The sequence below is a fragment of the Phocaeicola sp. RTP21359st1_B8_RTP21360_211022 genome, from assembly GCF_040911965.1.
Lineage (GTDB): Bacteria > Bacteroidota > Bacteroidia > Bacteroidales > Bacteroidaceae > Phocaeicola > Phocaeicola vulgatus.
Map to the genome: position 1 here is coordinate 16,681 of NZ_JBDFXP010000010.1, position 25,374 is coordinate 42,054.

General features: G+C 41.4%; 22 protein-coding genes. 21 read left to right on the forward strand and 1 reads right to left on the reverse strand.

The genetic code is table 11. The features are described 5' to 3' along the window. The 14 genes from AB5062_RS07070 to AB5062_RS07135 all read left to right on the forward strand — a co-directional run bounded on the left by AB5062_RS07070 (window position 1) and on the right by AB5062_RS07135 (window position 15,533). Entirely contained in the window at window positions 1-435 is a 435-nt protein-coding gene (locus tag AB5062_RS07070; protein WP_005852810.1) for a DUF3244 domain-containing protein, read from the forward strand. Between the two features lie 15 nt (window positions 436-450). Further along, the gene (locus AB5062_RS07075) at window positions 451-1,677 is read left to right on the forward strand and encodes an ABC transporter permease (protein WP_032952400.1); all 1,227 of its coding nucleotides are present in this window, start codon (window positions 451-453) and stop codon (window positions 1,675-1,677) included. Between the two features lies 1 nt (window position 1,678). Further along, on the forward strand, window positions 1,679-2,752 hold the full coding sequence (locus tag AB5062_RS07080) for an efflux RND transporter periplasmic adaptor subunit (protein ID WP_032952399.1): 1,074 nt from the start codon (window positions 1,679-1,681) through the stop codon (window positions 2,750-2,752). Between the two features lie 3 nt (window positions 2,753-2,755). Then, window positions 2,756-4,003 (forward strand): O-antigen ligase, encoded by a 1,248-nt coding sequence (locus tag AB5062_RS07085; RefSeq protein ID WP_032952398.1) that lies wholly within the window; start codon window positions 2,756-2,758, stop codon window positions 4,001-4,003. Next, window positions 3,987-5,015, forward strand: coding sequence for a hypothetical protein (locus tag AB5062_RS07090; protein ID WP_005852814.1), 1,029 nt, complete (start codon window positions 3,987-3,989; stop codon window positions 5,013-5,015). Before AB5062_RS07085 ends, AB5062_RS07090 begins: the two co-directional genes overlap by 17 nt. Before the next feature lie 31 nt (window positions 5,016-5,046). Next, window positions 5,047-5,268 carry a hypothetical protein gene (locus AB5062_RS07095; protein WP_005852816.1) on the forward strand — a complete coding sequence of 74 codons (222 nt, stop codon included), beginning with the start codon at window positions 5,047-5,049 and terminating at the stop codon, window positions 5,266-5,268. A gap of 272 nt (window positions 5,269-5,540) precedes the next feature. Beyond that, a complete protein-coding gene (locus tag AB5062_RS07100; RefSeq protein WP_005852820.1) occupies window positions 5,541-6,194 on the forward strand; it encodes a hypothetical protein in 654 nt (217 codons plus the stop codon). A gap of 62 nt (window positions 6,195-6,256) precedes the next feature. After that, the gene (locus AB5062_RS07105) at window positions 6,257-6,700 is read left to right on the forward strand and encodes a thioredoxin fold domain-containing protein (protein ID WP_171030609.1); all 444 of its coding nucleotides are present in this window, start codon (window positions 6,257-6,259) and stop codon (window positions 6,698-6,700) included. Window positions 6,701-6,726: 26 nt separating this feature from the next. Further along, complete coding sequence (locus AB5062_RS07110) at window positions 6,727-8,880, forward strand: peptidase domain-containing ABC transporter (protein ID WP_216951252.1); 2,154 nt, start codon at window positions 6,727-6,729, stop codon at window positions 8,878-8,880. Between the two features lie 91 nt (window positions 8,881-8,971). Further along, a complete protein-coding gene (locus AB5062_RS07115) occupies window positions 8,972-9,562 on the forward strand; it encodes a hypothetical protein (RefSeq protein ID WP_005852827.1) in 591 nt (196 codons plus the stop codon). An 11-nt stretch (window positions 9,563-9,573) separates the two neighbouring features. Next, window positions 9,574-11,082: a hypothetical protein gene (locus AB5062_RS07120; protein ID WP_022508955.1), complete on the forward strand. Its 1,509-nt coding sequence runs from the start codon at window positions 9,574-9,576 to the stop codon at window positions 11,080-11,082. Beyond that, window positions 11,054-11,206, forward strand: coding sequence for a hypothetical protein (locus AB5062_RS07125; protein WP_155268267.1), 153 nt, complete (start codon window positions 11,054-11,056; stop codon window positions 11,204-11,206). The genes AB5062_RS07120 and AB5062_RS07125 overlap by 29 nt, the downstream gene beginning before the upstream one ends. A gap of 1,042 nt (window positions 11,207-12,248) precedes the next feature. Then, entirely contained in the window at window positions 12,249-12,680 is a 432-nt protein-coding gene (locus AB5062_RS07130) for a hypothetical protein (protein ID WP_005852833.1), read from the forward strand. A gap of 756 nt (window positions 12,681-13,436) precedes the next feature. Continuing rightward, a complete protein-coding gene (locus tag AB5062_RS07135; RefSeq protein WP_005852835.1) occupies window positions 13,437-15,533 on the forward strand; it encodes a BT4734/BF3469 family protein in 2,097 nt (698 codons plus the stop codon). A 123-nt stretch (window positions 15,534-15,656) separates the two neighbouring features. Here the strand turns inward: AB5062_RS07135 and AB5062_RS07140 are convergent, their stop codons facing one another. Next, window positions 15,657-16,115: a DUF6078 family protein gene (locus tag AB5062_RS07140; RefSeq protein ID WP_224205190.1), complete on the reverse strand. Its 459-nt coding sequence runs from the start codon at window positions 16,113-16,115 to the stop codon at window positions 15,657-15,659. 227 nt (window positions 16,116-16,342) lie between these two features. On the opposite strand from AB5062_RS07140, the gene guaB reads away from it, so the two are divergent. From guaB to mutL, 7 genes are read left to right on the forward strand one after another with little or no spacing between them, the layout of a single operon-like run. Further along, window positions 16,343-17,818 carry an IMP dehydrogenase gene (gene guaB / locus AB5062_RS07145; protein ID WP_005840208.1) on the forward strand — a complete coding sequence of 492 codons (1,476 nt, stop codon included), beginning with the start codon at window positions 16,343-16,345 and terminating at the stop codon, window positions 17,816-17,818. A gap of 12 nt (window positions 17,819-17,830) precedes the next feature. Further along, entirely contained in the window at window positions 17,831-19,168 is a 1,338-nt protein-coding gene (locus AB5062_RS07150; RefSeq protein WP_005852841.1) for a peptidylprolyl isomerase, read from the forward strand. A 36-nt stretch (window positions 19,169-19,204) separates the two neighbouring features. After that, on the forward strand, window positions 19,205-20,077 hold the full coding sequence (locus AB5062_RS07155) for a peptidyl-prolyl cis-trans isomerase (protein ID WP_005852843.1): 873 nt from the start codon (window positions 19,205-19,207) through the stop codon (window positions 20,075-20,077). Window positions 20,078-20,081: 4 nt separating this feature from the next. Then, window positions 20,082-21,440, forward strand: a complete 1,359-nt coding sequence (locus AB5062_RS07160; RefSeq protein ID WP_005840202.1) for a peptidylprolyl isomerase — start codon at window positions 20,082-20,084, stop codon at window positions 21,438-21,440. 17 nt (window positions 21,441-21,457) lie between these two features. Next, window positions 21,458-23,125 carry an OstA-like protein gene (locus tag AB5062_RS07165; protein WP_005840200.1) on the forward strand — a complete coding sequence of 556 codons (1,668 nt, stop codon included), beginning with the start codon at window positions 21,458-21,460 and terminating at the stop codon, window positions 23,123-23,125. Between the two features lie 2 nt (window positions 23,126-23,127). Continuing rightward, window positions 23,128-23,424 carry a hypothetical protein gene (locus tag AB5062_RS07170; protein ID WP_005840198.1) on the forward strand — a complete coding sequence of 99 codons (297 nt, stop codon included), beginning with the start codon at window positions 23,128-23,130 and terminating at the stop codon, window positions 23,422-23,424. Window positions 23,425-23,445: 21 nt separating this feature from the next. Then, on the forward strand, window positions 23,446-25,314 hold the full coding sequence (gene mutL / locus AB5062_RS07175) for a DNA mismatch repair endonuclease MutL (protein WP_005840196.1): 1,869 nt from the start codon (window positions 23,446-23,448) through the stop codon (window positions 25,312-25,314). The last annotated feature ends 60 nt before the right edge of the window (window positions 25,315-25,374 follow it).

Genomic DNA, 25,374 nt, shown 5'->3' on the forward strand with positions numbered 1-25,374 from the left:
ATGAAAAACAAATTAGTATTGTATTTATTGGTAAGCCTTGTTGCAAGTTGTATCTATCCTGTAACTGTATGGGCTAAGGTTAATGAGAGATTCTCTTTGAAAAATGAATCTGTATCAGAGCAAATACCATTAACAAAAAAAGTTAGTAGAAAAACAAGAAGTATTCTTATCCCTCCTTGTTCAGTTGCGTTGCTGGAATCTTCTTTAATTTTTTCCTTTCATTCCCTATCAGAGGATGCGGAAATCATCCTCTATAATAGTGCAAATAGTGAAATGTTGCGTATCCCCATATCTCGATATCAGCGAGGTAGTGAGATGAATATACCTATTGATTATTTGGAAATGGGGAGCTATACATTGGAAATTGTTACAGCATCCGGCGAACATTGGTATGGTTATTTTGAGTACGTAGCATCCGATACGCTCTCTTTATAATAAATGCTATCTTGTATGTTCATTGATTTTTGGTGTGAAATATACGAGTCTGTAAAAAGAAAGCCTTCACGTACTATTCTGACCGGTATAGGCATATCATGGGGGATTTTTATCCTGATAGTCTTGGTTGGAATAGGTTTAGGTTTTGAACGGGGAGTGTTCAAACTCTTCAATGGATTCTCTAAAAGCACGACTTATGTATATGCGTCAGAAACATCAATGGGATATAAAGGAGCGGCTAGTGGAAGAAAAATACAATTTCAAAAAGAAGATTTGAATATGTTGAAATCAAGAATACCCGAGATAACCCATCTGTCGCCCGAAACGGGGCGTTGGAACGCTGTCTATGCCGGCACGAAGAATGGCTGGTTTGAGGTGCGAGGGGTATATCCTGATTACTTCTTGATAAAATTGTTGGAGGTGGAGCATGGTAGAATGTTGAATGCCTTGGATATGAATGAAGCTCGAAAAGTGGTATTGATAGGTGAAAATGTGGTGGATATGCTTTTCAGAAAAGAAAATCCCATTGGCAAGTATATCCGTATGGGGCAGGAGATGTTCCGGGTGATTGGAACAATAAAGAATACGATGCTTAATTCGTATGAGGCAAGAGTCATTTATATGCCTTACTCGGTCTATGAACAAGTTGATGCCACTGCCGGGCGGTTTGGCACAGTTGTATTCTCTACAGTGAAAGGAGCCAAAATAAAGGAGGTGAATACCCATGTGCGGAATGTGATGGCCAGAAAATATCAATTTGCCCCAAGTGATGATAAAGTCTTTTACTTTAATAGCATGGAGGAACAGGTAAAGGCATTTACTGACTTGTTTGTCATGATTCGCAAGTTCCTGTGGTTTATGGGAATCAGCACTTTGGTCAGTGGCGTAATAGGAGTAGGCAATATCATGTATTCGTCGGCAAAGGAACGTACCCGTGAAATAGGTATCCGCAAGTCTGTAGGTGCCAAGGCACAGCAGATAAAGGCTATGTTTTTATGGGAATCCATAGCTCTTACTTCTTTAGCCGGATATGTAGGGTTGGTTTTGGGATGGGGGATACTGAAGGTTGTAGCACTCTTCATTTCAGAAGACACTCCGATGATGGAAAAACCGGGACTGGATTTTCCGACAGCTGTTGCCGCCATATTTATCTTAGTGATAGCGGGAACATTGGCCGGGCTGAGGCCGGCGATATATGCGGCGGAACTGAACCCTATAGAAGCTCTAAAAGAAGAAAATTGAAATGAAAGTAGTAAGAACTGTTATATTATCCTTGATCCTGGTATTCTTGGCATTTGTCATTTACCGGGCGGCAAAGGGAGGTAGAAAGATACCCGCTTCTACTATCCGTGCCGAGTATCGGGATATTGAGAGCAAACTTACTATTCCGGGGGTGATACAGCCCTCAAAAGAAATAGATATAAAATCGACTATCTCCGGTGTGTTGGAAAAATTGTTGGTGCAGGTTGGAGATGAAGTGGTGGGAGGACAGCCATTGGCGCAAATACGATATGTAAAAGATCCGTTGGAATACAGGCGGTTATTAAAGGAATTGGAAATAGCGGAAACCAGGTATTTGACTGCTGAAGCTAGTTTTGAGAGGACGGAAAACTTATATGTAAAAAAGTTGATAGCGCAAGAGATGTATGAGGGCGAGAAAAGTAATTTGGCTGTTCTTCTGTCCGAATATGAATCCGTAGAATCGGAGTTGGATATGTTGAAAGGGCAATATAATCAAAAGGGAATATCCAATATTATAACGGCGACTGACGCAGGTACTATATTGGAGCTTCCGATAAAAGAGGGTGGGTCTGTGATGGCAAGAGGTACATTGAATGAAGGAACAACCGTGGCTAGAGTGGCAGATCTGCAATCGTTAGTATTTAAAGGAAACGTATTGGAATCTGATATATTGAAACTTGCTGTAGGGATGGAACTGTCATTATCGGTTCTTATGGATAAGAATATAACTATTGACGGAGCATTAAGTCTTGTCGCCCCCAAGGGAATTGTGCAGGATGGAGTCGCGCGTTTTGAAATAACTGCCGGTTTGTTTATACCTGAAGAATATAAGCAAATGATAAAAGCCGGTTGTACGGCTAATGCAGAAATAGTGGTGGAGCGGAAAAAGCACGTGCTGGCTTTGGAAGAGAAATATTTTCAGTTTAACTATGATTCTGTTTTTGTAGAAATAGTAGCTGATAAAAGTAAATATGAAAAACGGTTTCTGAAAACAGGTATCTCGGATGGAATATATACTGAGATAATTGAGGGAGTGGATAGTACGTCCTTAATAAAAAATATAAATGTAGAATAGTTTATGAATGGAGGTTTGATACATAACAAAAAGTTTAATTTATTGGCATTTTTGTCAATGGGGTTATTCTTGCTGATAGGGTTTATCGATATCTTTTCATGGATATTTATTATGCTTCCTGTTGTTGTGTGTTTTTATGTTTATGATATTAGACATGGGGCTGTGTATTTGACAAGTGGGGAAATATCTTGCTTTGATTACATTCTGTATACAGTATGTGCCGTAGAGTTACTCTGTTGCCTGACTTCTGTTTATATTCCTAATAGTATTACTGCGACTCTGAAGATTCTTTTATCAATAGCATTTTACTTTTTTATTCGAACTTTTATTCGTTTTCGTAGTCAGTTCGCTTTTTTGTATAAAGTACTTTCCATAGTAGCAGGCATTTTATCATTGATTACGTTATTCTTTTTCTTGCTTCATCGTGATCGGTTTTATAGTGTAGGTTTTGAGAATCTTACTGACTTTAGGAGCCATTATCGGCCTTTTGGGCAATTGTCCAATAATTGGGCTACTATGTTGTTGTGCCTAGTACCTTTTCCTATTATATCTATCTTGGAGTCGGGTTATAGAAAAGAGCAGATATGCTATATCTGTATGGAAATTTTAATGTTGGTTGCTATATTGGTCAGTTTCTCACGTGGGGCATATATTGCTTTATTCGTATTTTTTGCTATGCTGATAACTTTCTTTTGCATTTATAAACGTGATATGCTGAAAAAGGCCTTGGCTATTTGTTTGTGTGTTTGGTTGCCCACTTTGTTGTGTATGTTACCAGAAAGGAAGTCTGTTCTTATTACTTGTTTTATGAATCATACCGTTTCACAGCAACGCAGTACGGCAGGGCGTTTTGTTAAATGGAAAGAAGCCATTAATATATTCGGACTTTTTCCGGCAACAGGAGTTGGAGGTGGTAACTATGCCCTTGCTTCGGATACTTATAGACAGGAAAGGCAAGGACTATTTACATCCTATGCTACCAATACCTATTTGCAGGTCGCGGCTGAAAAAGGCATTGTCGGAGTTATAGTATATGGCGCATTGGTTTTGTCGCTTATATACATTGGAATACACCAAATGAAAAAAGGAGAATTGAGATCAATTGTATTTTTCTCTATTTTGCTGGCATTAGGCGTAAGGGAAGTTACATTCTCTTCTTTTTTTCAGAAAGAGAATATGATGATACTTTGTTTCCTGATAATGGTTAGTTTGGTTCAACCGTTAGAAGATAATTATGAGTTGTTCAAGTAAACATAAAATTGCTGTACAGGGCGTGCTTGGTTGCATGATTTTGCTGTTGGGCTTTTGGCATATTCGTTATTCGTATGCTAATAAGCTTAACAATAAGGCTTGTACAATGGCGGATTCTGAGAAGGCGATGCGGACTATAGAAAAAGCTATAAAGTTAAATCCTATGAATCCTGTTTATTATGCCAATATGGGATTGCTTTATGCTGCTACGGATACGGCTATTAATTTACGTAATTATATGGCTTTGAGTAAAGTATCTTCAGAAGCATTGGATAAATCTTTAGCTTATTTTCACTTGGCAAACAACATGGCTCCTAAAAATCGTTTGTTCAGTCTTAATCTTGGTCTATTATATGCCCTAAATGGGAAATATTTAAAAGCTAAAAGTTTCTTTGAAAAAGCAGTGGAAAATTCCGATGAGGAAGAAAATGTTTTATTATGGGCCTTATTTTGTGAGAGCCATAAACAATTTGTTGAAGCAAAAAGGGCGTTTGTGAAAGCACTAATAATAGCACCTTATTTATTAGAGACGGATATATATGCTAAATTAGAGAAACATAATTATTGTTATTGGATAGAGATAGTGGAAAATGTGGTGAAGATCTTGTCTGTTAGGAAGGGTGATCCTATAAATATGGCTAAATTAGGAAGTGTATTATTATACAAGGGAGATAAAATTGAAGCTGAAAAATTATTTATTGAATCATTGGAAGTTATGTGTGGTTTAAGCCGTCCTTGGTATGCTTTAGGACAGTTGGCTGAGAATAAGGGAGATAGTATAAAAGCTTATATATTTTATAAACGAGGAATGTCTTTAGATAGTCCAATTACTCTATCTGATAGAAGAAATTTAATAAACAAGAATGAATTGACAGAATATTCATTAAAGAGCAAAGCTTTAGACATAATTAATATATATGAAAATACATATAATACATCTTTGATAGATAAAAGAATTATTTTAATGGATACCCTTAGTATACATAAAAAGGCGGCATCCGAAAAGCCATAATAGAGTAGGATTTTTTTTAATATTATTATTTATGAAAGAACTAAATTTGAAACAGATGGAATCTGTCAATGGTGGTCTGGAAAGTGATTGCAAAGGAGCATTGGTAAGTTTAGGAATGGGAGTTGCAGGAGTTGTGTTGTCGGCTGCTTCATTAGGATCTGGACCTGTAGGATGGGTTTCTGGATTATCTTATGGATTATCATTAGCTGGCACATCATTTAGTGGAATTCAAACGATTGGAAGTTGTTTTTAGTAAAACAAACGGTTTATGAAAAAACAATATCTATTTCTTATACTTGTGATTTATTTGATTGGGTGTATCATGAATTTATGCTATTACATAGTAATATATGGAACTTTCTTTTCAATGCAGTATATGAATGCAATATTACTTTTAGTTGTAGCAATATTGCTTATATTTAATCAGTATTACAAGAAGTAAGAAATCATGAATAGAAGGAAGAATCTTGAAATCTAGAATTGCTTTATTCTTCCTTTTTTGCTGTGTATAAATTATAAAAGATAATGAAAAGTAATCTACTTCAATATTACCTTAACTGGAATGTAAAATGTTATGTTTTAATCATATTGGGAATTTCTTGCCTGATAGTGTATGTACAACAAGAATATATTATTGTTCCTCAAATACATAATATGTTGGCCGTTGATATTAAAACGAAGGAATGGCTGCTTTCAAAGTTTGGTGAATACCGTTTTGCTTCTTTTGTCTTGACACCATTAGTGATACTTTTGCGTATCTATTTAGTTAGTATATGTTTTTATATTGGGAATATACTATTAGAAAGAGTCCATAAAACCACTACTTGGAAGACTTATTTTCATGTCTCTTTAAAGGCGGACTTTGCATTGATTTTGGCTCCACTTCTAAATTGTTGCCTGATTCTGTATGCAGGAACGGATTTTGCTGCGAACATAATGCAAAAAACTTCTTTATTATATTTTTTTGATGTAGATAGTTTAGATGCATGGATGGTCATTCCGATAAGTCTTTTTAATATATTTGAATTTTTATATTTCTTGTTTGTATCAATGCTGTTGTCTGTAGCTACAAATCGAACCTATCGTGATAGCATGAATTTTGTTACTTCAACGTATTGTACAGGATTGATTTTATACATTATCATTGTTGTATTTATAGTATTATGTATAGTAGAATGAATAATTATATAAAATGCTTGCGAACGATGCTGCTATGTTTTATTGTGATATTGTTTATATGTGTGGTTGTTGGTGTAATTAAATATTCTACAGCACATTCTTTGAAGCAAGAAAAAGACATTAAGTTATCTACGATTGATAATGAAAAATTTACAATGGAGAAGTATTATACAGATTCAAAGCCATTATTAATAATTTATTTCCATCCAGAATGCTATTTTTGTAGCATGGAAATGTCTGAAATGTTAGAAATAAAAAGGATTGAAAATTTTAATGCACTTTTTATAACTAATGCATTAGAAAGTGAAGTGCAAGATTTCTTGTTACAATATCCTATAGATAAATTGAAAAACGCCACTATAGCAATAGACATTCATGGTGAATTTGCCGAAAGATTCAAAATAAAGGCACCTCCTACTATTATTATATACGACAAGAAAGGGAAGCTTAAAAAAATATTTCGTGGAGCAGTGACTATAAAAAAGATAGTAAAATATTTATATTGAGATCTGATAGATACATGGTTATGAGAATGAAAGAACTGAATAAAACATTTGTTTTACAACATGATGCATCCGATTGTGGCGTAGCGTGTTTACTATCTATAATACGATATTATGGTGGCAGCACAACATTGCAATATTTGAGGGAGCTGAGCGGTACGACAAAACAAGGCACTACTTTGCTTGGGCTTTATCAGGCTGCCGGGCAAGTCGGCTTTGATGCAAAAGGTTGTGAGACTGATATACTTTCATTAAAAGAACATGGAAGTCCTGTAATCCTTCATCTTGTACTAGATGGAAAATTTGAGCATTATATGGTTTGTTATGGTTTTAAGGATGGATATTTTATTATGGGGGATCCTGCCAAAGGAATAATCACTTATACCGCAGAAGAACTGGAACAAGTATGGAAATCTCACGCTTGTCTTACTCTTGTGTGTACAAACAATTTTATACTACAGAAAGACATTAAAGCACAGAAAAGAGCTTGGCTCATCCATCTATTGAGAGATGATTATGCCATATTGGGAGTAAGTATCCTTGTAGGATTACTCATGTCTGTTTTGGGGATGACTACAGCTGTTTTTTCTCAAAAATTGATTGATGTCATCATCCCTGATAAAGATTATAAACGTTTATGGCTGGGATTAGTTCTGGTTTCATTCTTGCTGCTGGCACGATTAGGTTTAGGAACGATCCGTCAGTATATGTTGTTTCTCCAGAGCCGTGATTTTAATAATAGACTGATCGCTTTCTTTTATAATCATCTGTTACGTTTGCCTAAATTCTTTTTTGATACGCGCAGAATAGGCGAATTAGTAGCACGTCTTAATGATACACGCCGCATTCAATCTGTAGTCAGTATCATTGCAGGAAGCATTGTTATTGACTTTTTAGTTACTATTGTAACTTTAAGTATGTTGTTTTATTATTCTTGGCCCATAGCTTTATTGCTGGTTATAAGTATTCCGCTATTTATTTGGATAGTGAGCATATATAATGCTCCGTTGGTTGAGGCTCAGCGTAATGTGATGATGAGTTATGCGCACAGTGAAAGTAATTTTATAAATACGATGCAGGGAATAGATACCATAAAGAATTTCAATAGACAACATGAGTTTGGAGCACTGAATCAGGCAATATATGGTTTCTTTCAAAACAAGGTGTTTGATTTAGGAAGGCTGAATATAAAATTATCGGTTGTTTATGGTATTATTAGTATTGTACTGATTGTAGGGGCGATAGGGATAGGGAGTTTCTTTGTCTTGTCCGGGCGGTTGAAATTAGGGGAATTGATGGCTGCGATAAGTCTGGTGGCATCCATTGCACCGGCAATTGTTAATTTGGCTTTAGTGTCCGTATCATTGAATGAGGCAAAAGTTGCTTTTAATCGGATGTTTGAGTTTGTGGGTATTCCTTCTGAAAAGAAAGAAGGAGATTTTTCCCCGGGAAGGGTGGATAGCATTCAAGTTAAGAATATTTCTTTCCGTTTTCCAGGACGGAAAAGAATTTTAGACAATATTTCTCTTGCGGCTTTTAAGGATAAAATGATTTTTATTATTGGCGAAAGCGGTTGTGGTAAATCGACATTTTGCAAGATCATGGAGAGAGCATATGAGTTGGAGACAGGGGAAATTTTATTAAATGGGAAGGATGATTTGAGGGGGACTGCCATAGAAAAATGGAGGGAGAATATAGGTGTTGTTCCGCAAGATGTTTTTATTTTTAATGGTACAGTGATGGATAATCTGTTACTCAGTGGCGTGGATACGTCTCCACAATATATTATAGATGTTTGTTCCCGCTATGGAGTGGACAAATATATTGCCCGATTGCCTCAAGGTTATCATACGGTTGTGGGAGAAGAGGGGATAAATTTATCGGGTGGTCAGAAACAATTGATAGCTTTTGCGCGCATCTTGGTTAAGAATCCCTCTGTGCTTATACTTGACGAGTCGACTTCTGCTATGGATAGAGATTTGGAAATGTTTGTTATGGATCTGTTATCACGGCTGAAAAGAGATAAAATCATATTGTTCATATCCCATAGGCTACACATATTAAAAAAATATGCGGATTATATTTATTTGATTGAGAATGGAAGGGTCAGTCATTATGGTACGCATGAGGAAATGATGGAAGGAGAGAATATGTATGCTGATTATTGGAGGGCATTTATGTGAAATGAAGAAACTATGCTGGTCTGAGCGGAGGATTTATGGCAAAAGCAAAAATGAAGTTATAAAATAGTGTTATTTTAAAAAAGAAACGATAATGAAAGTAAAATGTTTATTGGCTGTTCTGTTGCTATCGGCTACAGCAACAGCATTCGCCCAAGAGGCGAAGTATGGAATCAAGTCTGCCATCCTCAAGAAAGAGGCGGTCACTATGGGGCAGAAAGTGCAAGGCGTGCAGTATTTTGACGATTACGGCAGAAAGGAGGCGTCCGAACTTACAATGAAAGTGGGAGGCGTGGCAAATGTGGAGAAACATATCCGGACGATAGCCGATGGAGATAAGATTATCTCTATTGACCTCGATATGAAGGTGGCCAATAAAGCAACTTTGCCCGTCAAGCCGGTCAACTATTTGAATCTGACAGACGAAGTACGTGAACTGCACAAGATAAAGGAAGTGGGAACAGAAGAAATACTGGGCAGGAAGTGTACCAAGTACACTTTGGAGGTAGTGTATGGAGGACAAACCACCTATTCCACGGTATGGATATGGAAAGGTATTCCGCTGAAGAACGAGACTTCATCCAATGGAATGGTTATCGTTACCGAGCAGGCAACGGAAATTCAGGAGAATGCAGAAGTCCCGGCCATGAAGTTTTTGGTACCCGAAGGAGTTACGTTTCCTTAATCGGATATGAAATGTTGAGGCTTTTATCTTTTCTGTTTCTCGTCAGCGCATTCTTTTCTTGCTTACCGGAAAAGACCGCCTTGGAACGTGCTTTGCGTGAGGCAGGCGATAATCGGATGGAGCTGGAAAAAGTGCTGGCATACTATCGGGATGATACGTTGAAATATCAGGCAGCTTGTTTCCTTATTGAAAATATGCCGGATCAATATGCTGTGTTACCATTGGATTCCACGGACACATACGCACGGGCTTTGTTGTCTTTGGATAAGGAGGATCCCGTCAGTTGGGAAATATCCCGTTCGCTTGTGGCCGCTGTATTCGATTCTATTTCAAAAATCCAACCCGAATCCCGGATTAAAATAGTCAGGGATATAGAAGTAATGACAAGTGACTATTTAATAGAGAACATAGAATCGGCGTTTAAGGTATGGAATCGGAGGGGGGTGGCAAAGCATTATTCATTTGATGATTTCTGTAGTTATGTATTGCCTTATCGGGTGGCTCATGAACCTCTGTCTCACTGGCGGAGGACTGCCTTGCAGCGTTATGGTCACTGGCTGGATTCGTTGAATGCTCCGCAGGAGGTAGCCCGTAGTATTGCCATGCGTTATCCGGTGCGTTATAATGCAGGCATGACCAAATATCCGTATATCATGAGTTATGAAGAAATGGACAGTTTGCAATGGGGGACTTGTGATGACATGACCGCTTTCCTCACTTTGTCCTTGCGTGCTATCGGCATACCTGCGGCAACGGATGTCGTCAAGGCGTGGGCCAACAGGAGTTCTGCACATTGTTGGAATGTAGTGAAAGACACTGCCGGACATTTTGTTGATATCGGTTACGGACCGGACGGGAAGAACTTTGTGGTCTATAAAGTTTCTAAAGTGTATAGAATGCAGTACCGGTCTCCCGGTGAGGAAGATGTGACACAAGGATATGATATGCCTTTGTCCGATGTCAGTTTCCCATTGGACGGTAAGAACAAACAGGCGTACTTGTGTACATTTAATAATAGCCAGTGGATACCGGTGGCCTTGGCAAGTTCGGGGAATGGGAACGTGACTTTCCGGAACCTGGGGAGGGGACTTCTTTGGGGAGATAACAAGATAGACGGTTACAGGGAAGAAGGGAAAGGCATTGCATATCTTCCGGTCGTTCACGAACGGGGAATATTGAAACCTTTCGCCGCTCCGGTCATTTTATATGAAGGAGGCGAAGTCCGCTCTCTCCGCCCTATTTTATCCGATACGGAATCTGTCACCTTACATCGCAAATACCCCAAGTATAATAAAATAGCTTCTGATGTTCACGACAGTAATGAGGTGATACCTGGTGATGACTATGAACTTTTCTATTGGAATGACGAATGGTGCAGTCTCGGTAGAAAAACAGCCGGACACGACACATTGGTATATGTGGAAGTACCCAAGAATGCATTGCTTTGGCTGCATAATCATACGCAGGGAAAGGAAGAGCGGATTTTTACGTATGAAAACGGAAAGCAGATTTGGTGGTAATATGGGGTGGATAGTCCGGATGAAGAAAAAAATGCAGGAATTTATGGCAAATGATACGGCACGCTCTATTTGTGATGCGTGTCCGTTGATGTTCTTGTCTATAGATGACGCTCCGTTTGTATGAACTTCTATTTGTAATTTATTGGTATCTAATTGTTTATAAAATGTTTTTTTAGCCTGCTATTTGTCTATCTTACTTTTTAGGTGGTTCATTGTATTATTCCTAATTTTACCGATGTCAAACTAATGAATAATGTAGTCATGAAAACCAAATTGGTATTGTATGAATGAAATGGATCATAGAATATCCGATTGTGTGTTATAAAATGAAAAGAGCAAATGCGGAAAAAATGGATTAAATTGTTTCCTCTGTTGATTGGTGCAGTCATAGCTTATTGTCTGTTGTGGTATGTGATACCGCAAAATAAGGGGGGAGAAGTTGCTGCAATATTAGTTGCTGCTATTTTACTGTTTTTTTTTATTTTACTGAGATTCGTTATCGGAAAGAATAAAAAAATGTAATTGGAAACTCGCTTTTATAGGCTGATTAATAGGATATTATGTCGTTTATGACTTCTTTAATCAGCCTATTGTATTGTATGATAAATAAAAACTCAATAAAACATTTGATAATTAGGGACTAATTGCAGACATTGCAAATGCACAATCCCTAATTTGATTCGAAAATGCAGATGCAAATCAAGCTAATCAGACGTTTTTTGTCCAAAATCATCGCATTCTTTGAGACATTATAAGACTTCGCTTGGTGATACGATAATCATTAAGTATTTTTGCCGCAAATATTGCGACGTTATTCGTTGCTTAATGACGCATAAGATATGTTCGATGTATAAAAGAGGAGAATGTCAGATAATTAAAAGCAGGCTTGAAGAGCCAAGAAAGTTAATGATTATCCGCAATCATACCACCAAATGCTAATTTATAGATGCTTTCACCGTAGGGGCGGACCCGTGTGTCCGCCTGATAACATTCACTTTATGCTTTCGAGCAGACACATGGGTCTGCCCCTACGGTGGAAGCGTCATCCGTACCGAGAAATATACCGGCACATAAATTCCCATTTATCATCCGGTGATATATATGCGGATAATCATGAAAAGTTATAAGGTTGAGTTGATTGTATGAATCTTAAAAAAAATATAATTATGAAAGACCAAGAATTATACTTCCGGTATGATACATTATACATAACCGGTGACAGATATGAGTTCAAAAAGGTCAAGAAGCGGCCTTTAGGAATAAAACTTCGCAGATTCTTTAGTGTTAAGATAGTAGTGGTAGTTCTTTTTTTAGTTCTCTCTCCTAGTTTTATAGAACATCGTTTTAGCATCTATCCTCTTTGGGTATTTGTATGTCCTGTTGTTATAATTTTTAGTACGAGTTGTCATGAGATATACAAGGATATGGTACTCTGGAAGGAAGATATAATAAGCATGAAGGTAAAGGATAGACGATTGATTATTTTGTACAGGAATGAAAGCGGTGACCCTTCCAGATACGCCAAGGAACTAGAATTGCAGTCGGGCAGATATCCGTTGGAAGAACTTGGTGAGGCATTAGGATATGCTTTACGGTAGATGTTTTTCCTTAGCTTGACGGTTGTGGGGCTTGCCTGCCCGAACCAACGGTCACGATCTTGGGAGTAATATGCAACGTAGACTATTTTCGGGCGAGCAAACCTCGCCCCTACAAGCAAAATAATAGCTGAATTTACTTTGCACCCCTGTAGCTCCTTTAACAACATGGTTATTGAGTTAGTACAATCCCGTGGATAGTATGCAATCCTCATATAAAAAAGAAAATAAACTGTCACATCCGTCACATCTGTCACATGGTAACTTATACACTTGAATCACAACGTGTTGCGATGGTGACGGATAGCGTGACGGATACGGTGACAGACTTTTGTTAATCTTGCACATATGCTACAGCCTCTTTTTACATGCATGATGTGGGTTGTTCCACTTGTTGGAACAGTTTGTTCCGTCCAGTGGAACAAATAGTTTCATGCTAATGGAACAAATTATTCCTATCAGTGGAACAACTTATTCCTATATGTAAAGACAGGTTGTACCATGCGCTAGAATTAATGGTTTCTATTAGAAAAACTCATTGTTCCAAATGGTGCAATACATTGTATCATAGCATATAATGGTCTGGATTATACCTGTCGCGAATGCATTCCTTCAATATCTTTCCGCTTCACCTCCCTATCGGAAATTCCTGTGCCCTTCGCGTCCTTTTTTTTGAAAGAAACCTTCCTGTATATTGCTTTGTTTCCCGATTTTATCCGTATCTTTATAGATTGGAAAAAACGAATAAATACACGATAAATGATAAAGATTACCCAGGTACGCGACGGCGGAAACCATGTAACCCAGAGCACTCTTACACTGGATGCATGGGTAGAAAGAATGAAAGAGGAGGTGAAAACCTGTCCCGTCACCATGTTCAGAAGCCAGTTGCGCCATTTCCTCCCCGGCGACCATTGCGAGGCGGCGGACAAACTGCCCAAGATGATGCCTGCCGCCGAGTTCCGCAAGACGGAGGGCGGACAGTGCATGAAGGCTTATAACGGATTGGTGGAATTGACCGTAGGCCCCTTGGCGGGCAGGGCGGAAGTGGAGCAGGTGAAACGGGAGGCATGGAAGTTGCCGCAGACGCGGTGCGCCTTTATGGGCGCCAGCGGACATTCGGTGAAAATCCTGGTGGCTTTCACCCGACCCGACAATACGCTGCCCCTTACCCGTGCGGAGGCGGAAGCGTTTCATGCTCATGCCTACATCATGGCGGTGAAGTGCTACCAGCCCCAGTTGTCATTCGATATCCGTCCCAAGGAACCTTTCCTGGAACAATATTCACGCCTTTCCTATGACCCCGATGTGCTTTACCGGCCGGACTCCGTGCAGTTCTACCTGTCACAGCCTATGGGGATGCCCGATGAAATGGCCTTGCATACCGAACCTGCTGTCTCCGGCCAGCGTCCTTTGGAACGTGCCTTGGGGAGTTATGAAACGGCAGATGCGCTCTCCATGCTGTTCGAGGCGGCCTTGAGGCAGGCTTACATTGATTTGGATAAGCCCGATCCGGCCGATGAAAAGTCCTCCTATAGCTGGGATACCCTTCTTTCGCAACTGGCGTTGAACTGTTTCCGGTCGGGCATTCCGGAGGAAGCGGTGGTCAGCAGGGCGCGTTTCCGTCATTTTGCACGCAAACCGTTGGAACTGGTGCGTCAGGTGGTGCGGAATGTGTACAGCCGGCGTCAGGATTTCGGAAGCAAATGCGCTTTGAGCCGTGAGCAGCAATTGTCGGTCCTCATTGCCGAGTTTATGAAAAGACGTTATGAATTTCGCTTTAACGTGCAGACCGGCGAGGCGGAGTTCCGCGAGCGGCATTTCTTCTGCTTCCGCTTTCAGCCGGTGGACAAGCGTGCGCTGAACAGCATCGCCCTGGATGCACAGGCCGAAGGTATCCCCCTGTGGGACAGGGATATCAGCCGCTATGTGTATTCCAATCGTGTGCCGGTGTATAATCCGCTGGAGGATTTTCTGTTCAACCTTCCGGAGTGGGACGGACGCGACCGCATCCGTCCGCTGGCGCAGACCGTACCTTGTGACAATCCGCATTGGCCCGAATTGTTCCATCGCTGGTTTCTGAACATGGTGGCTCATTGGCGGGGGATGGACAAGCGCTATGCCAACAGTGTTTCGCCCCTGCTGGTGGGAGCGCAGGGAACGCGCAAGTCCACCTTTTGCCGCAGCATCATGCCGCCTTCCGAATGTTCCTACTATACGGACAGCCTCGATTTCTCACGCAAGAAAGATGTCGAACTAAGCCTGAATCGCTTCGCGCTGATCAACATTGACGAGTTCGACCAGGTGAGCGCCACACAACAGGGATTCTTGAAGCACATCCTGCAAAAGCCGGTGGTGAATGCGCGCCGGCCTTACGGCACATCGGTGGTGGAGATGCGCCGCTATGCTTCGTTCATTGCCACCAGTAACCACAAGGATTTGCTGACCGATCCTTCGGGCAGCCGCCGCTTCATCTGCATTGAGGTGAAGGGGGTGATTGATACCTCGCGTCCCATAGACTACGATCAGTTGTATGCACAGGCCATGCACGAGCTGGCGCACGGCGAGCGTTACTGGTTTAATGATGCGGACGAGTATGTCATGACGGAGGCGAACCGCGAATTTCAGCAATATTCTCCTGAAGAGCAGTTCCTTTTCCGTTATTTCCGCATGGCGGAAGCGGGGGAAGAGGGCGAGTGGATGGCGCCTGCCGAAATATTGAAGATATTGCATCAGGAAGTGGATATTCCATTGAACGCCAAGAGGGTGGCGGCATTCGGACGAATTTTGAGGAAACAGGGTATTCCTTCACGGCATACACGTAAAGGCACTGTGTATCAGCTGGTAAGGGCATGATGAGATCCGGAGGCGGCGGTGTGACAGATAAAAGTCCGTCACACCATCCGTTACACCATCTGTCATAGTGGTAAACTATTGTCGTACAATGTGTTGCATGCGGCTGTGACAGTGTGACGGATATTACCAGTTAAATTCATTTGTGTAGTAGTCGAATGACGGCTCTTCGCTGATGCCTCTCTGGCGGAACAGCATGCGAATGGTCTGTTGGTCTTGTGGCGCAAAAGGGCGTTCCTTGCGGAAGCACCGGTAATACTGGCTTCTGCCCAGGTGGTTGATGATCATATTGCGCAGCAGGCTGCCTTCTTTGTAGGGCACATTGTCCAGCAGGTGGGTGACTCCCCATGCCATCCGCACTTTGTCGGTGGAACGGAACAGTTCACATTCTTCACCCTCCTTGGGATAACGGAGCGGGTTTACCACTTTGAGAAATAGATGTTCATCCGTATCCTGCAGGGCGGCAGTTCGTCTCAGGCAGTTTTGGGAACGGGGGCATGTGGCGTTAAGGCAGCGTGCGAAGTCTTTGGGCGCAAAGGGAAATTGCGGTTGTTTTTCCATGTTTCTTTTGTTTCTTTTGTTCAAAGTACAAATTTAATGAAAAACACTGGACCTGAAGAATAAAAGCGCTTCATTTGTTTCATGAACTCCCTGTTTTTTTGTAATTGTTTTATGTGAGCCATTTGGGGGACTGATTCTTTTTATTTCTGCAAAATTTCGTATTCTCTTAGCAAAAAAATATTCTATCGTTTTCCCATATTGAATAAAATGCGTATATTTGCACGCAATAAAATCTAAACGCATAAAGCCCTATGTCATTTATTGCAGATAAAATCGTAATGGACGGATTAACCTACGACGATGTATTGTTGATCCCCGCCTATTCTGAAGTTTTACCAAAAACAGTCGAACTCACGACTAAGTTCTCACGCAACATCGAGTTGAAAGTCCCTTTTGTGACTGCCGCTATGGATACGGTTACAGAAGCGAAAATGGCCATTGCCATTGCCCGTGAAGGGGGAATCGGTGTGATTCACAAAAACATGTCTATCGAAGAGCAGGCACGTCAGGTAGCCATAGTGAAACGTGCGGAAAACGGTATGATTTATGATCCTGTGACTATCAAGAGAGGATCTACTGTGAGAGATGCACTTGCGTTGATGTCTGAATATAGAATCGGCGGTATCCCTGTAGTAGACGATGAAAGATATTTGGTAGGTATTGTGACGAACCGTGACCTTCGTTTTGAGAAGGATATGGACAAACGTATTGATGAGGTAATGACGAAGGAGAATATTGTCACTACCAACCAGTCCACTGACATGGAGGCTGCCTCACGGATTCTGCAAGAGCATAAGATTGAAAAGTTGCCGGTGGTGGATAAGGAAGGTAAACTGGTAGGTCTTATTACTTATAAAGATATTACAAAAGCGAAAGATAAACCGATGGCTTGCAAGGATGCCAAAGGACGTTTGCGTGTGGCTGCCGGTGTAGGGGTTACTGCCGATACGCTGGACCGTATGCAGGCCTTGGTTGATGCCGGTGCGGATGCAATCGTTATTGATACGGCTCATGGCCACTCCATGTATGTGATCGAAAAATTGAAAGAAGCTAAGAAACGTTTCCCGAATATTGATATTGTGGTAGGTAATATCGCTACGGGCGAAGCTGCCAAAATGTTGGTGGAAGCCGGTGCGGATGGTGTGAAGGTCGGTATCGGTCCGGGTTCTATCTGTACTACCCGTGTGGTTGCCGGTGTGGGTGTTCCCCAGCTTTCTGCCGTTTATGATGTTGCCAAGGCGCTGAAAGGTACAGGTATACCCTTGATTGCTGATGGTGGCTTGCGTTATTCGGGGGATGTGGTAAAAGCTTTGGCTGCCGGCGGTTATAGTGTAATGATCGGTTCATTGGTTGCCGGAACGGAAGAGTCACCGGGTGATACGATTATCTTTAACGGACGTAAATTCAAATCTTATCGTGGAATGGGATCTTTGGAAGCGATGGAGAACGGCTCGAAGGATCGTTATTTCCAGAGCGGAACTGCCGATGTGAAGAAACTGGTTCCGGAAGGTATTGCAGCCCGTGTACCTTATAAAGGTACTTTGTATGAAGTGATTTACCAGCTGGTAGGTGGTCTTCGTGCGGGAATGGGATATTGTGGCGCTGCTAATATAGAACAATTGCATGATGCCAAATTCACCCGTATTACTAACGCAGGTGTATTGGAAAGTCATCCGCATGATGTGGCCATAACCAGCGAGGCTCCTAACTACAGCCGTCCTCAATAAAATGTATGAATGATGCCGCATAGAATGGTCGGTATTCTGTCACTTCTCCTTGTGTTCGCGTTGGAAATGCGGGCGCAAGGAGAAGTTGTGTTATCTATTGACGGTGAACCTGTAAAACGTTCCGAGTTTGAATATTATTTTCGTAAATCTTCTCATCGGACCCCGCTTTCTTTTCTACCTTCTTTTATCAACTATAAATTAAAAGTACGCTATGCACATGATATGGGAATAGATACGTTGTCTGTTTTCCGCAGGCAGGTGGACTGGTATCGGGGCAAACTTTTAAGAACTTATTTGGCAGATGCAGAAAAGGAGGAACAGGCTGCCCGCCGGTTATACCTGCAAGGTGAACAACGTTTGCAGGCAAATGATTGGATCAAAATTGCCCATATTAGCAAATATTTATCCCAGAATGCAAGCCGTCAGGAGGAAATGAGGGTGCGGCAGCAAATGGATTCGGTTTATGAAGCATTGCGGGAAGGCGCGGATTTTGCAACGCTGGCCCGCCGGTACTCGGATGATGAAGCTTGTAAAAATGTGGGAGGAGTGTTGCCGTGGATGCCTGTGAACAAGAATATGCAGGAATGGATAGACAAACTGGAATCTTTGGAAAGAAATAAGATTTCAGCTCCTTTTTATTCACCTATGGGCATTCATATAGTGAAATGGATAGACCGCAGGCAGGGTGTCAGTTTTGAAGAAAAACGGGAACAGTTATTGAATTATCTGGAGAAGAATGGCAATTGTACATGGAAGGAGCTTTCTGCAGAACAGAAGGAAGAACTGGAGTTCCGGGTGCAGGAATTGCAGGATGGTTTGCTTGCGGCTTATTTGTCGCAAAAATATCAATCGGGTGATGAAGCCTGGAATGAGGATGACCTGGAACGCTTCTTCAAGCAACATAAATCAGACTATGCCTGGGAATTGCCGCATTATCGGGGAGCAGTGATTCATTGTAAAGATAGAAAAACGGCTTCAGCTATTAAGAAACAATTGAAAAAAAAACCGGTATCCCAGTGGAAAGATATATTACATACACTGACTGGAGATGATGCTTCCTCCAAAGTTCGTATGGAAGCAGGTGTCTTTCAGATAGGGACCAACAGGTATATTGATAAATTGGTCTTTAAATGCGGTAGCTTTCAGCCTGAGCCGGATTTACCTTATACTTTTGTGATGGGAAAGAAGTTAAAGAAAGGTCCTGAAAGTTATGAGGATGTAAGAGAAGCGGTTGTCAAGGATTATCTGACTGTCTATGAGGATGCCTGGTTGAAAGATTTGAAGCGGAAATATAAGGTTGAAATTAACCAAGAGGTTTTAAAAACAGTTAATAATAACGGAAGTAATTAATTATTGCAGTATCTTCGTTCACTATTTTAATGTTATATGAATATCGTGAAAAACTGGGGGGTGTTACTTGTTATAGCAGGTGCTTTGTCGGGATGCGGCCAGGAGCACGACCATAAGGGGAGGACTCCTTTAGTGGAAGTTGCTGGTGAATATCTCTATAAAGAAGATTTGCAGGCGGCGTTGCCTTTCCATATTTCAAAAGACGATAGTGTCTTGTTTGCCGAGCACTATATAAAAAACTGGGTGGAGGATGTGCTGCTTTTTGATAAAGCGGAAGGAAATATTCCTGATAATGCAAAGATTGCCAAGTTAGTGGAGAACTATCGCAGGGCATTGATCATGCATACGTATCAGGAGGAACTGGTTAATCAGAAACTGGCCAATGAGATAAGTGATGAGGAAATCAGCGCTTATTATGAGAAAAACAAGGAGTTGTTTCATACAGAACATCCTTTTGTGAAAGGGCTGTTTATAAAAGTTCCTCTTCATTCTCAGGATTTGGCAAGTGTACGCAAATGGTATAAAAAAAATAACCGGGATGCTATTGAGAGCCTGGAAAAATACAGTTTGCGCAATGCGGTGAGCTATGATTATTTTTATGACCGTTGGATGCCATTGTCCGATATTGCTGTCAAAATACCTTTGAAAGCGCTTGATACGGATGAGAACTATTTGGACAAGAACCGGAATATAGAGGTAAAAGACACGGCGTTTTGTTATTTCCTGCATGTAGAGGAATTCTTGGGTAAGGACCAACAGAGGCCGCTGGATTTTGCAAAGACGGAAATTAAGGAGATTTTAATAAACCTGAAGCGGGTTGAATTTATAAATAAAGTCAAAGAAGAGTTATACCGACACGCTTCGGACAGGAACAAGATTAATTACTATTATTTGAATTCAAATGAATAAATTGATGTGTACCAAAGTTTATGCACTGATGCTGATGCTGTTTGCCGTTGTTTCAGTATACGGGCAAGACAATGTGATAGACGAGGTTGTATGGGTAGTAGGTGATGAGGCCATTCTAAAATCGGACGTGGAGAATGAACGTCTGAATGCCCAGTATGAAGGCCGCAAGTTTGACGGTGATCCGTATTGTATTATTCCGGAGCAGCTTGCCATCCAGAAATTGTTTCTTCATCAGGCTGCTATTGATAGTATTGAGGTTTCCGAACAGGAAATTATCAGTGATGTGGAAAGACGTACAAATTGGCTGATTGATCAGATTGGTTCTAAGGAAAAAGTAGAAGAATATTATAATAAGACTTCTACACAAATACGCGAAATGCTCCGCGAGAATATACGTGATGGAAAAACGGTGCAGAAAATGCAGCAGCAGATTGTGGGGGATATCAAGATTACTCCGGCCGAAGTCCGTCGTTATTTCAAGGATCTTCCTCAAGACAGTATTCCTTTTATTCCTACTCAGGTAGAAGTGCAGATCATTACTATGGAACCTAAGATTCCGCAGGAAGAAATTGAGCGTGTGAAGAAGACTTTGCGTGACTATACGGAACGTGTTACTTCCGGTGAAATAGCTTTCTCCACTTTGGCACGTCTGTATTCGGAAGATGAAGGTTCGCGCCGCCGTGGTGGTGAACTCGGCTTTATGGGCAGGGCTGAGCTGGTACCTGAATATGCGAATGTGGCATTCAATCTGCAAGATCCTAACAAGGTATCCAAGATTGTGGAGTCTGAATTCGGCTTCCATATTATCCAGTTGATCGAAAAACGTGGTGACCGTATCAATACCCGCCATATCTTGTTAAAACCGAAAGTGGATGAAAAAGATCTGGAAGCAGCCTTGTTACGTCTGGATTCTATTGCCAATGATATCCGTAATGAGAAATTTACTTTTGATGATGCCGCTACTTATATCTCTCACGATAAGGACACGCGTAATAACCATGGTTTGATGGCGAATCCGCAGACTGGTACGGCGCGTTTTGAAATGCAACAATTGGCACAGGTGTCACAAGAGGCTGCAAAGATGGTGGAAGGCATGAATGTGGGGGAAATTTCCAAACCTTTTACCATGATTAATGCAAAAGGAAAGGAAATTTGCGCTATCGTGAAATTGAAAACCCGCTTGAACGGGCATAAGGCAACCATAACGGAAGACTACCAACGGCTGAAAGGCATCGTGATGGAAAAACGCAGCGAAGAAAAACTTGATAAGTGGATCAGGGATAAACAAAAACATACCTACGTGCGTATTAATGAGAAGTGGCAGAAATGCGATTTCAAATATCCGGGTTGGGTAAAGAAATAATGTAGTGTATAAAGTATATGCTTGGAAAAAGAAAGAATAAATACTCTTCGGGCAGGCATAGGATACTTGTGGTAAGTGTCCTGTGCCTGTTCGGCTTTTGCTTGCTGGCTCAGGTGAGACCGGCTAAAAAAGGGGAACAGAAACCGGCTAAAAGCAAGGTGTATCTGTTGCATTCGGATGTGTTGAAGAAAAGTCCGTTGAATCCGGACCCGGATGCACAGATTCTGATTGGAAACGTTGCGTTCCGTCACGACAGTGTATATATGTATTGTGACAGTGCCTGTTTCTATGAGAAAACGAATTCGCTGGAAGCTTTTGACAATGTGAAGATGGTGCAGGGGGATACCTTGTTTCTGTATGGGGACTATTTGTTTTATGACGGAAATACCCAGATTGCCCAGGTACGCTATAATGTACGCATGGAAAACAAGAATACGACTTTGTTGACGGATAGCCTGAACTACGATCGTATTTATAATTTGGGATATTACTTTGATGGCGGGACATTGATGGACGAGGAGAATGTATTGACTTCGGAATGGGGGGAATATAGTCCGGCTACCAAAATATCTGTGTTCAATTATGATGTGAAGTTGGTCAATCCTAAGTTTACTTTGACTTCCGATACATTACGATACAGCACAGCAACCAAAATAGCCAATATCCTTGGTCCGTCCGATATTGTCAGTGATGCTAACCATATTTATTCGGAATTGGGCTTTTATAATACTCAGATAGGGCAGGCGGAATTGTTGGACCGGTCCGTGCTGACCAATGAGGGGAAGCGTTTGACTGGAGACAGTCTGTTTTATGATCGTGTAAAAGGATACGGGGAGGCGTTTGATAATGTGATCATGACAGATACTGTAAACAAGAATATGCTGACTGGTGATTATTGTTATTATAATGAATTGACCAAGTATGCTTTTGCTACTAAAAAAGCGGTGGCAGTGGATTATTCACAAGGTGACAGCTTGTTTATGCATGCCGATACATTGCAAATGTATACCTACTATTTGAATACTGATTCTATGTTCCGGGAAACGCGGGCGTATCATAAAGTACGTATGTATCGCACGGATGTGCAGGGGGTATGCGATTCGTTGGTCTTTTCCTCCAAGGATAGCTGCCTGACCATGTATTATGACCCTATACTGTGGAATAACAACCAGCAGTTGCTGGGAGAGAAAATCATGATTTATATGAATGACAGTACGATAGACTGGGCACATATTCAGAATCAGGCTTTGTCTGTAGAACAACTGGATTCTACTAGTTATAATCAGGTGACAGGAAAAGAGATGAAGGCTTGGTTTCAAGGCGGTGAGATGCGCAAAGTAGATGTGATCGGTTCGGTTCGTCTGGTATATTATCCGATGGAAAGCGACAGTACACTGATTGGAATGAATGTTTCTGAAACCAGTCTGCTGAATATGTTTCTGGAAAACCGGAAGATGAAAAAAATGATTATGAGTCCGAAATCGAACGGTACTCTTTATCCTATGCTCCAACGTCCGCCGGAGAAGATGAAGTTGGATAACTTTGTGTGGTTTGACTATATCCGTCCGCTTGATAAAGAGGATATCTTTAAGTGGCGTGGAAAGAAAGCCGGTCAGGGGTTGAAGAAGAGTAACCGGAGCGCTGTTCCTTTGCCCAATCATAATTTATTTAATAAAAAGAAATAGCTATGGGAATGTTTAAGATGGAAAAGCCCCGCCGTTTCAACCATCAATATATTTATGTGGATGAACGGAAGGAGAAGCTGCAAAAACTGGAGGAGAAAGCCAAACGCGAGTTGGGTATGCTTCCTCCCAAAGAATTTTCTCCGGAAGATATCCGTGGAAAGTTCGTTCAAGGTACCAAGCATTTAAAACGCAGAAAAGAAAGCGGGCGTAAGCCGATGACTTATGGAGCTTTGTTTGTGGCCATTTTGGTTTTGTTGTATATTCTGCATTACCTGGTGACCGGTGAGTTTACTTTTTAATTACGTAAGTTTATAAGATATATGAGCGATATTATCCGTTTGCTGCCGGATTCCGTTGCCAATCAGATAGCAGCGGGAGAGGTGATTCAGCGTCCTGCATCAGTGATTAAAGAATTGGTGGAGAATGCTATCGACGCAGGTGCTCAGCACGTTGACGTGTTGGTAGTGGATGCAGGAAAGACTTCCATTCAGGTGATTGATGATGGAAAAGGTATGTCGGAAACAGATGCACGTTTGTCTTTTGAGCGCCATGCGACTTCTAAAATTCGTGAAGCTGCTGATTTGTTTGCTTTGCATACCATGGGATTTCGTGGAGAGGCTTTGGCTTCTATTGCTGCTGTGGCTCAGGTGGAGCTTCGTACTCGTATGGAAGGGGAGGAATTGGGAACGATGTTGACGATATCCGGCTCCAAGGTAGAGGGACAGGAGGCGGTTTCTTGCCCGAAAGGCAGTAGCTTCAGTGTGAAGAATTTATTCTTTAATGTGCCGGCGCGTCGTAAGTTCCTGAAGTCGAACCAGACGGAACTGAGTAATATATTGACGGAGTTTGAACGGATTGTATTGGTTAATCCGGAGGTGTCTTTCACTTTGCATCATAATGGGGCGGAACTGTTCAATCTTCCTGCACTTCAGTTGCGCCAGCGTATCATGGGAGTTTTCGGAAAGAAAATAAATCAGGAGTTGTTATCGCTGGATGTAGATACTACAATGGTCCGTGTTTCCGGGTTTGTAGGAAAACCTGAAACAGCCCGTAAGAAAGGAGCCCGCCAATATTTCTTTGTAAACGGGCGATATATGCGCCATCCTTATTTTCATAAGGCTATCATGGATGCATACGAGCAGTTGGTTCCCGTGGGTGAGCAAGTGTCTTATTTCATTTATTTTGAGGTGGATCCTGCTAATATTGATGTGAACATACATCCTACTAAAACAGAGATAAAGTTTGAGAACGAGCAAGCCATCTGGCAGATATTGGCAGCTGCCGTGAAAGAAACTCTAGGTAAGTTCAATGCGGTACCTTCCATTGATTTTGATACGGAGGGAATGCCGGATATTCCAGCCTTTGATGCATCTCCATACACTGGTATACAGCCACCAAAGACGACTTATAATCCTGATTATAATCCTTTTAATGTTTCGGCTGCTCCTCCCTCTTCTTATTCAAAGCCTAGTAAGGACTGGGAACAACTGTATGCGGGGCTGGAACGTCATGCTTCTTCTCAAAACTTTCATCCTGACGAGAATGATTATAGGGCGGAAGAGGCTTCTCCTGCGGAGGAAAATCCCGGATTGTATGATCATGTGGAGGACTCTTCAGTCAGTGAGAAATCCGGCCAGCATTATCAGTTTAAAGGACGTTTTATTTTGACTTCTGTAAAGTCCGGCTTAATGATCATTGATCAGCAGCGTGCCCATATCCGTATTTTATATGACAAGTATATAGACCAGATAAGTCGTCGTCAAGGTGTTTCTCAAGGAATGCTGTTTCCGGATATTGTGCAGTTTCCGCTTTCCGAAGTGGCTATTTTGCAGGAAATTATGGAAGACTTGTCTTTCCTGGGATTTGAACTGACTGATTTGGGAGGAGGAAGTTATGCCATAAACGGTGTTCCTGCAGGTATTGAAGGCCTTAACCCGATAGACTTGATCCAAAATATGGTGCATACAGCTATGGAAAAAGGTGGCAAGGTAAAAGAAGAGGTGCAGAGTATTCTGGCATTGACTTTGGCTAAAGCGGCGGCAATTGTTCCCGGACAAGTGTTGACGAATGAGGAAATGACAGGTTTGGTGGATGGCTTATTTGCTGTGGCTACTCCTAATTATACTCCGGATGGTAAAACGGTTCTTTCCGTGATTAATGAGGATGATTTGGAAAAACTGTTTAAATAATTTGCCAATGTGCTGGTTTGCCAATGTGCTGCTCTATGTCCGCATGGTAATTGACACATT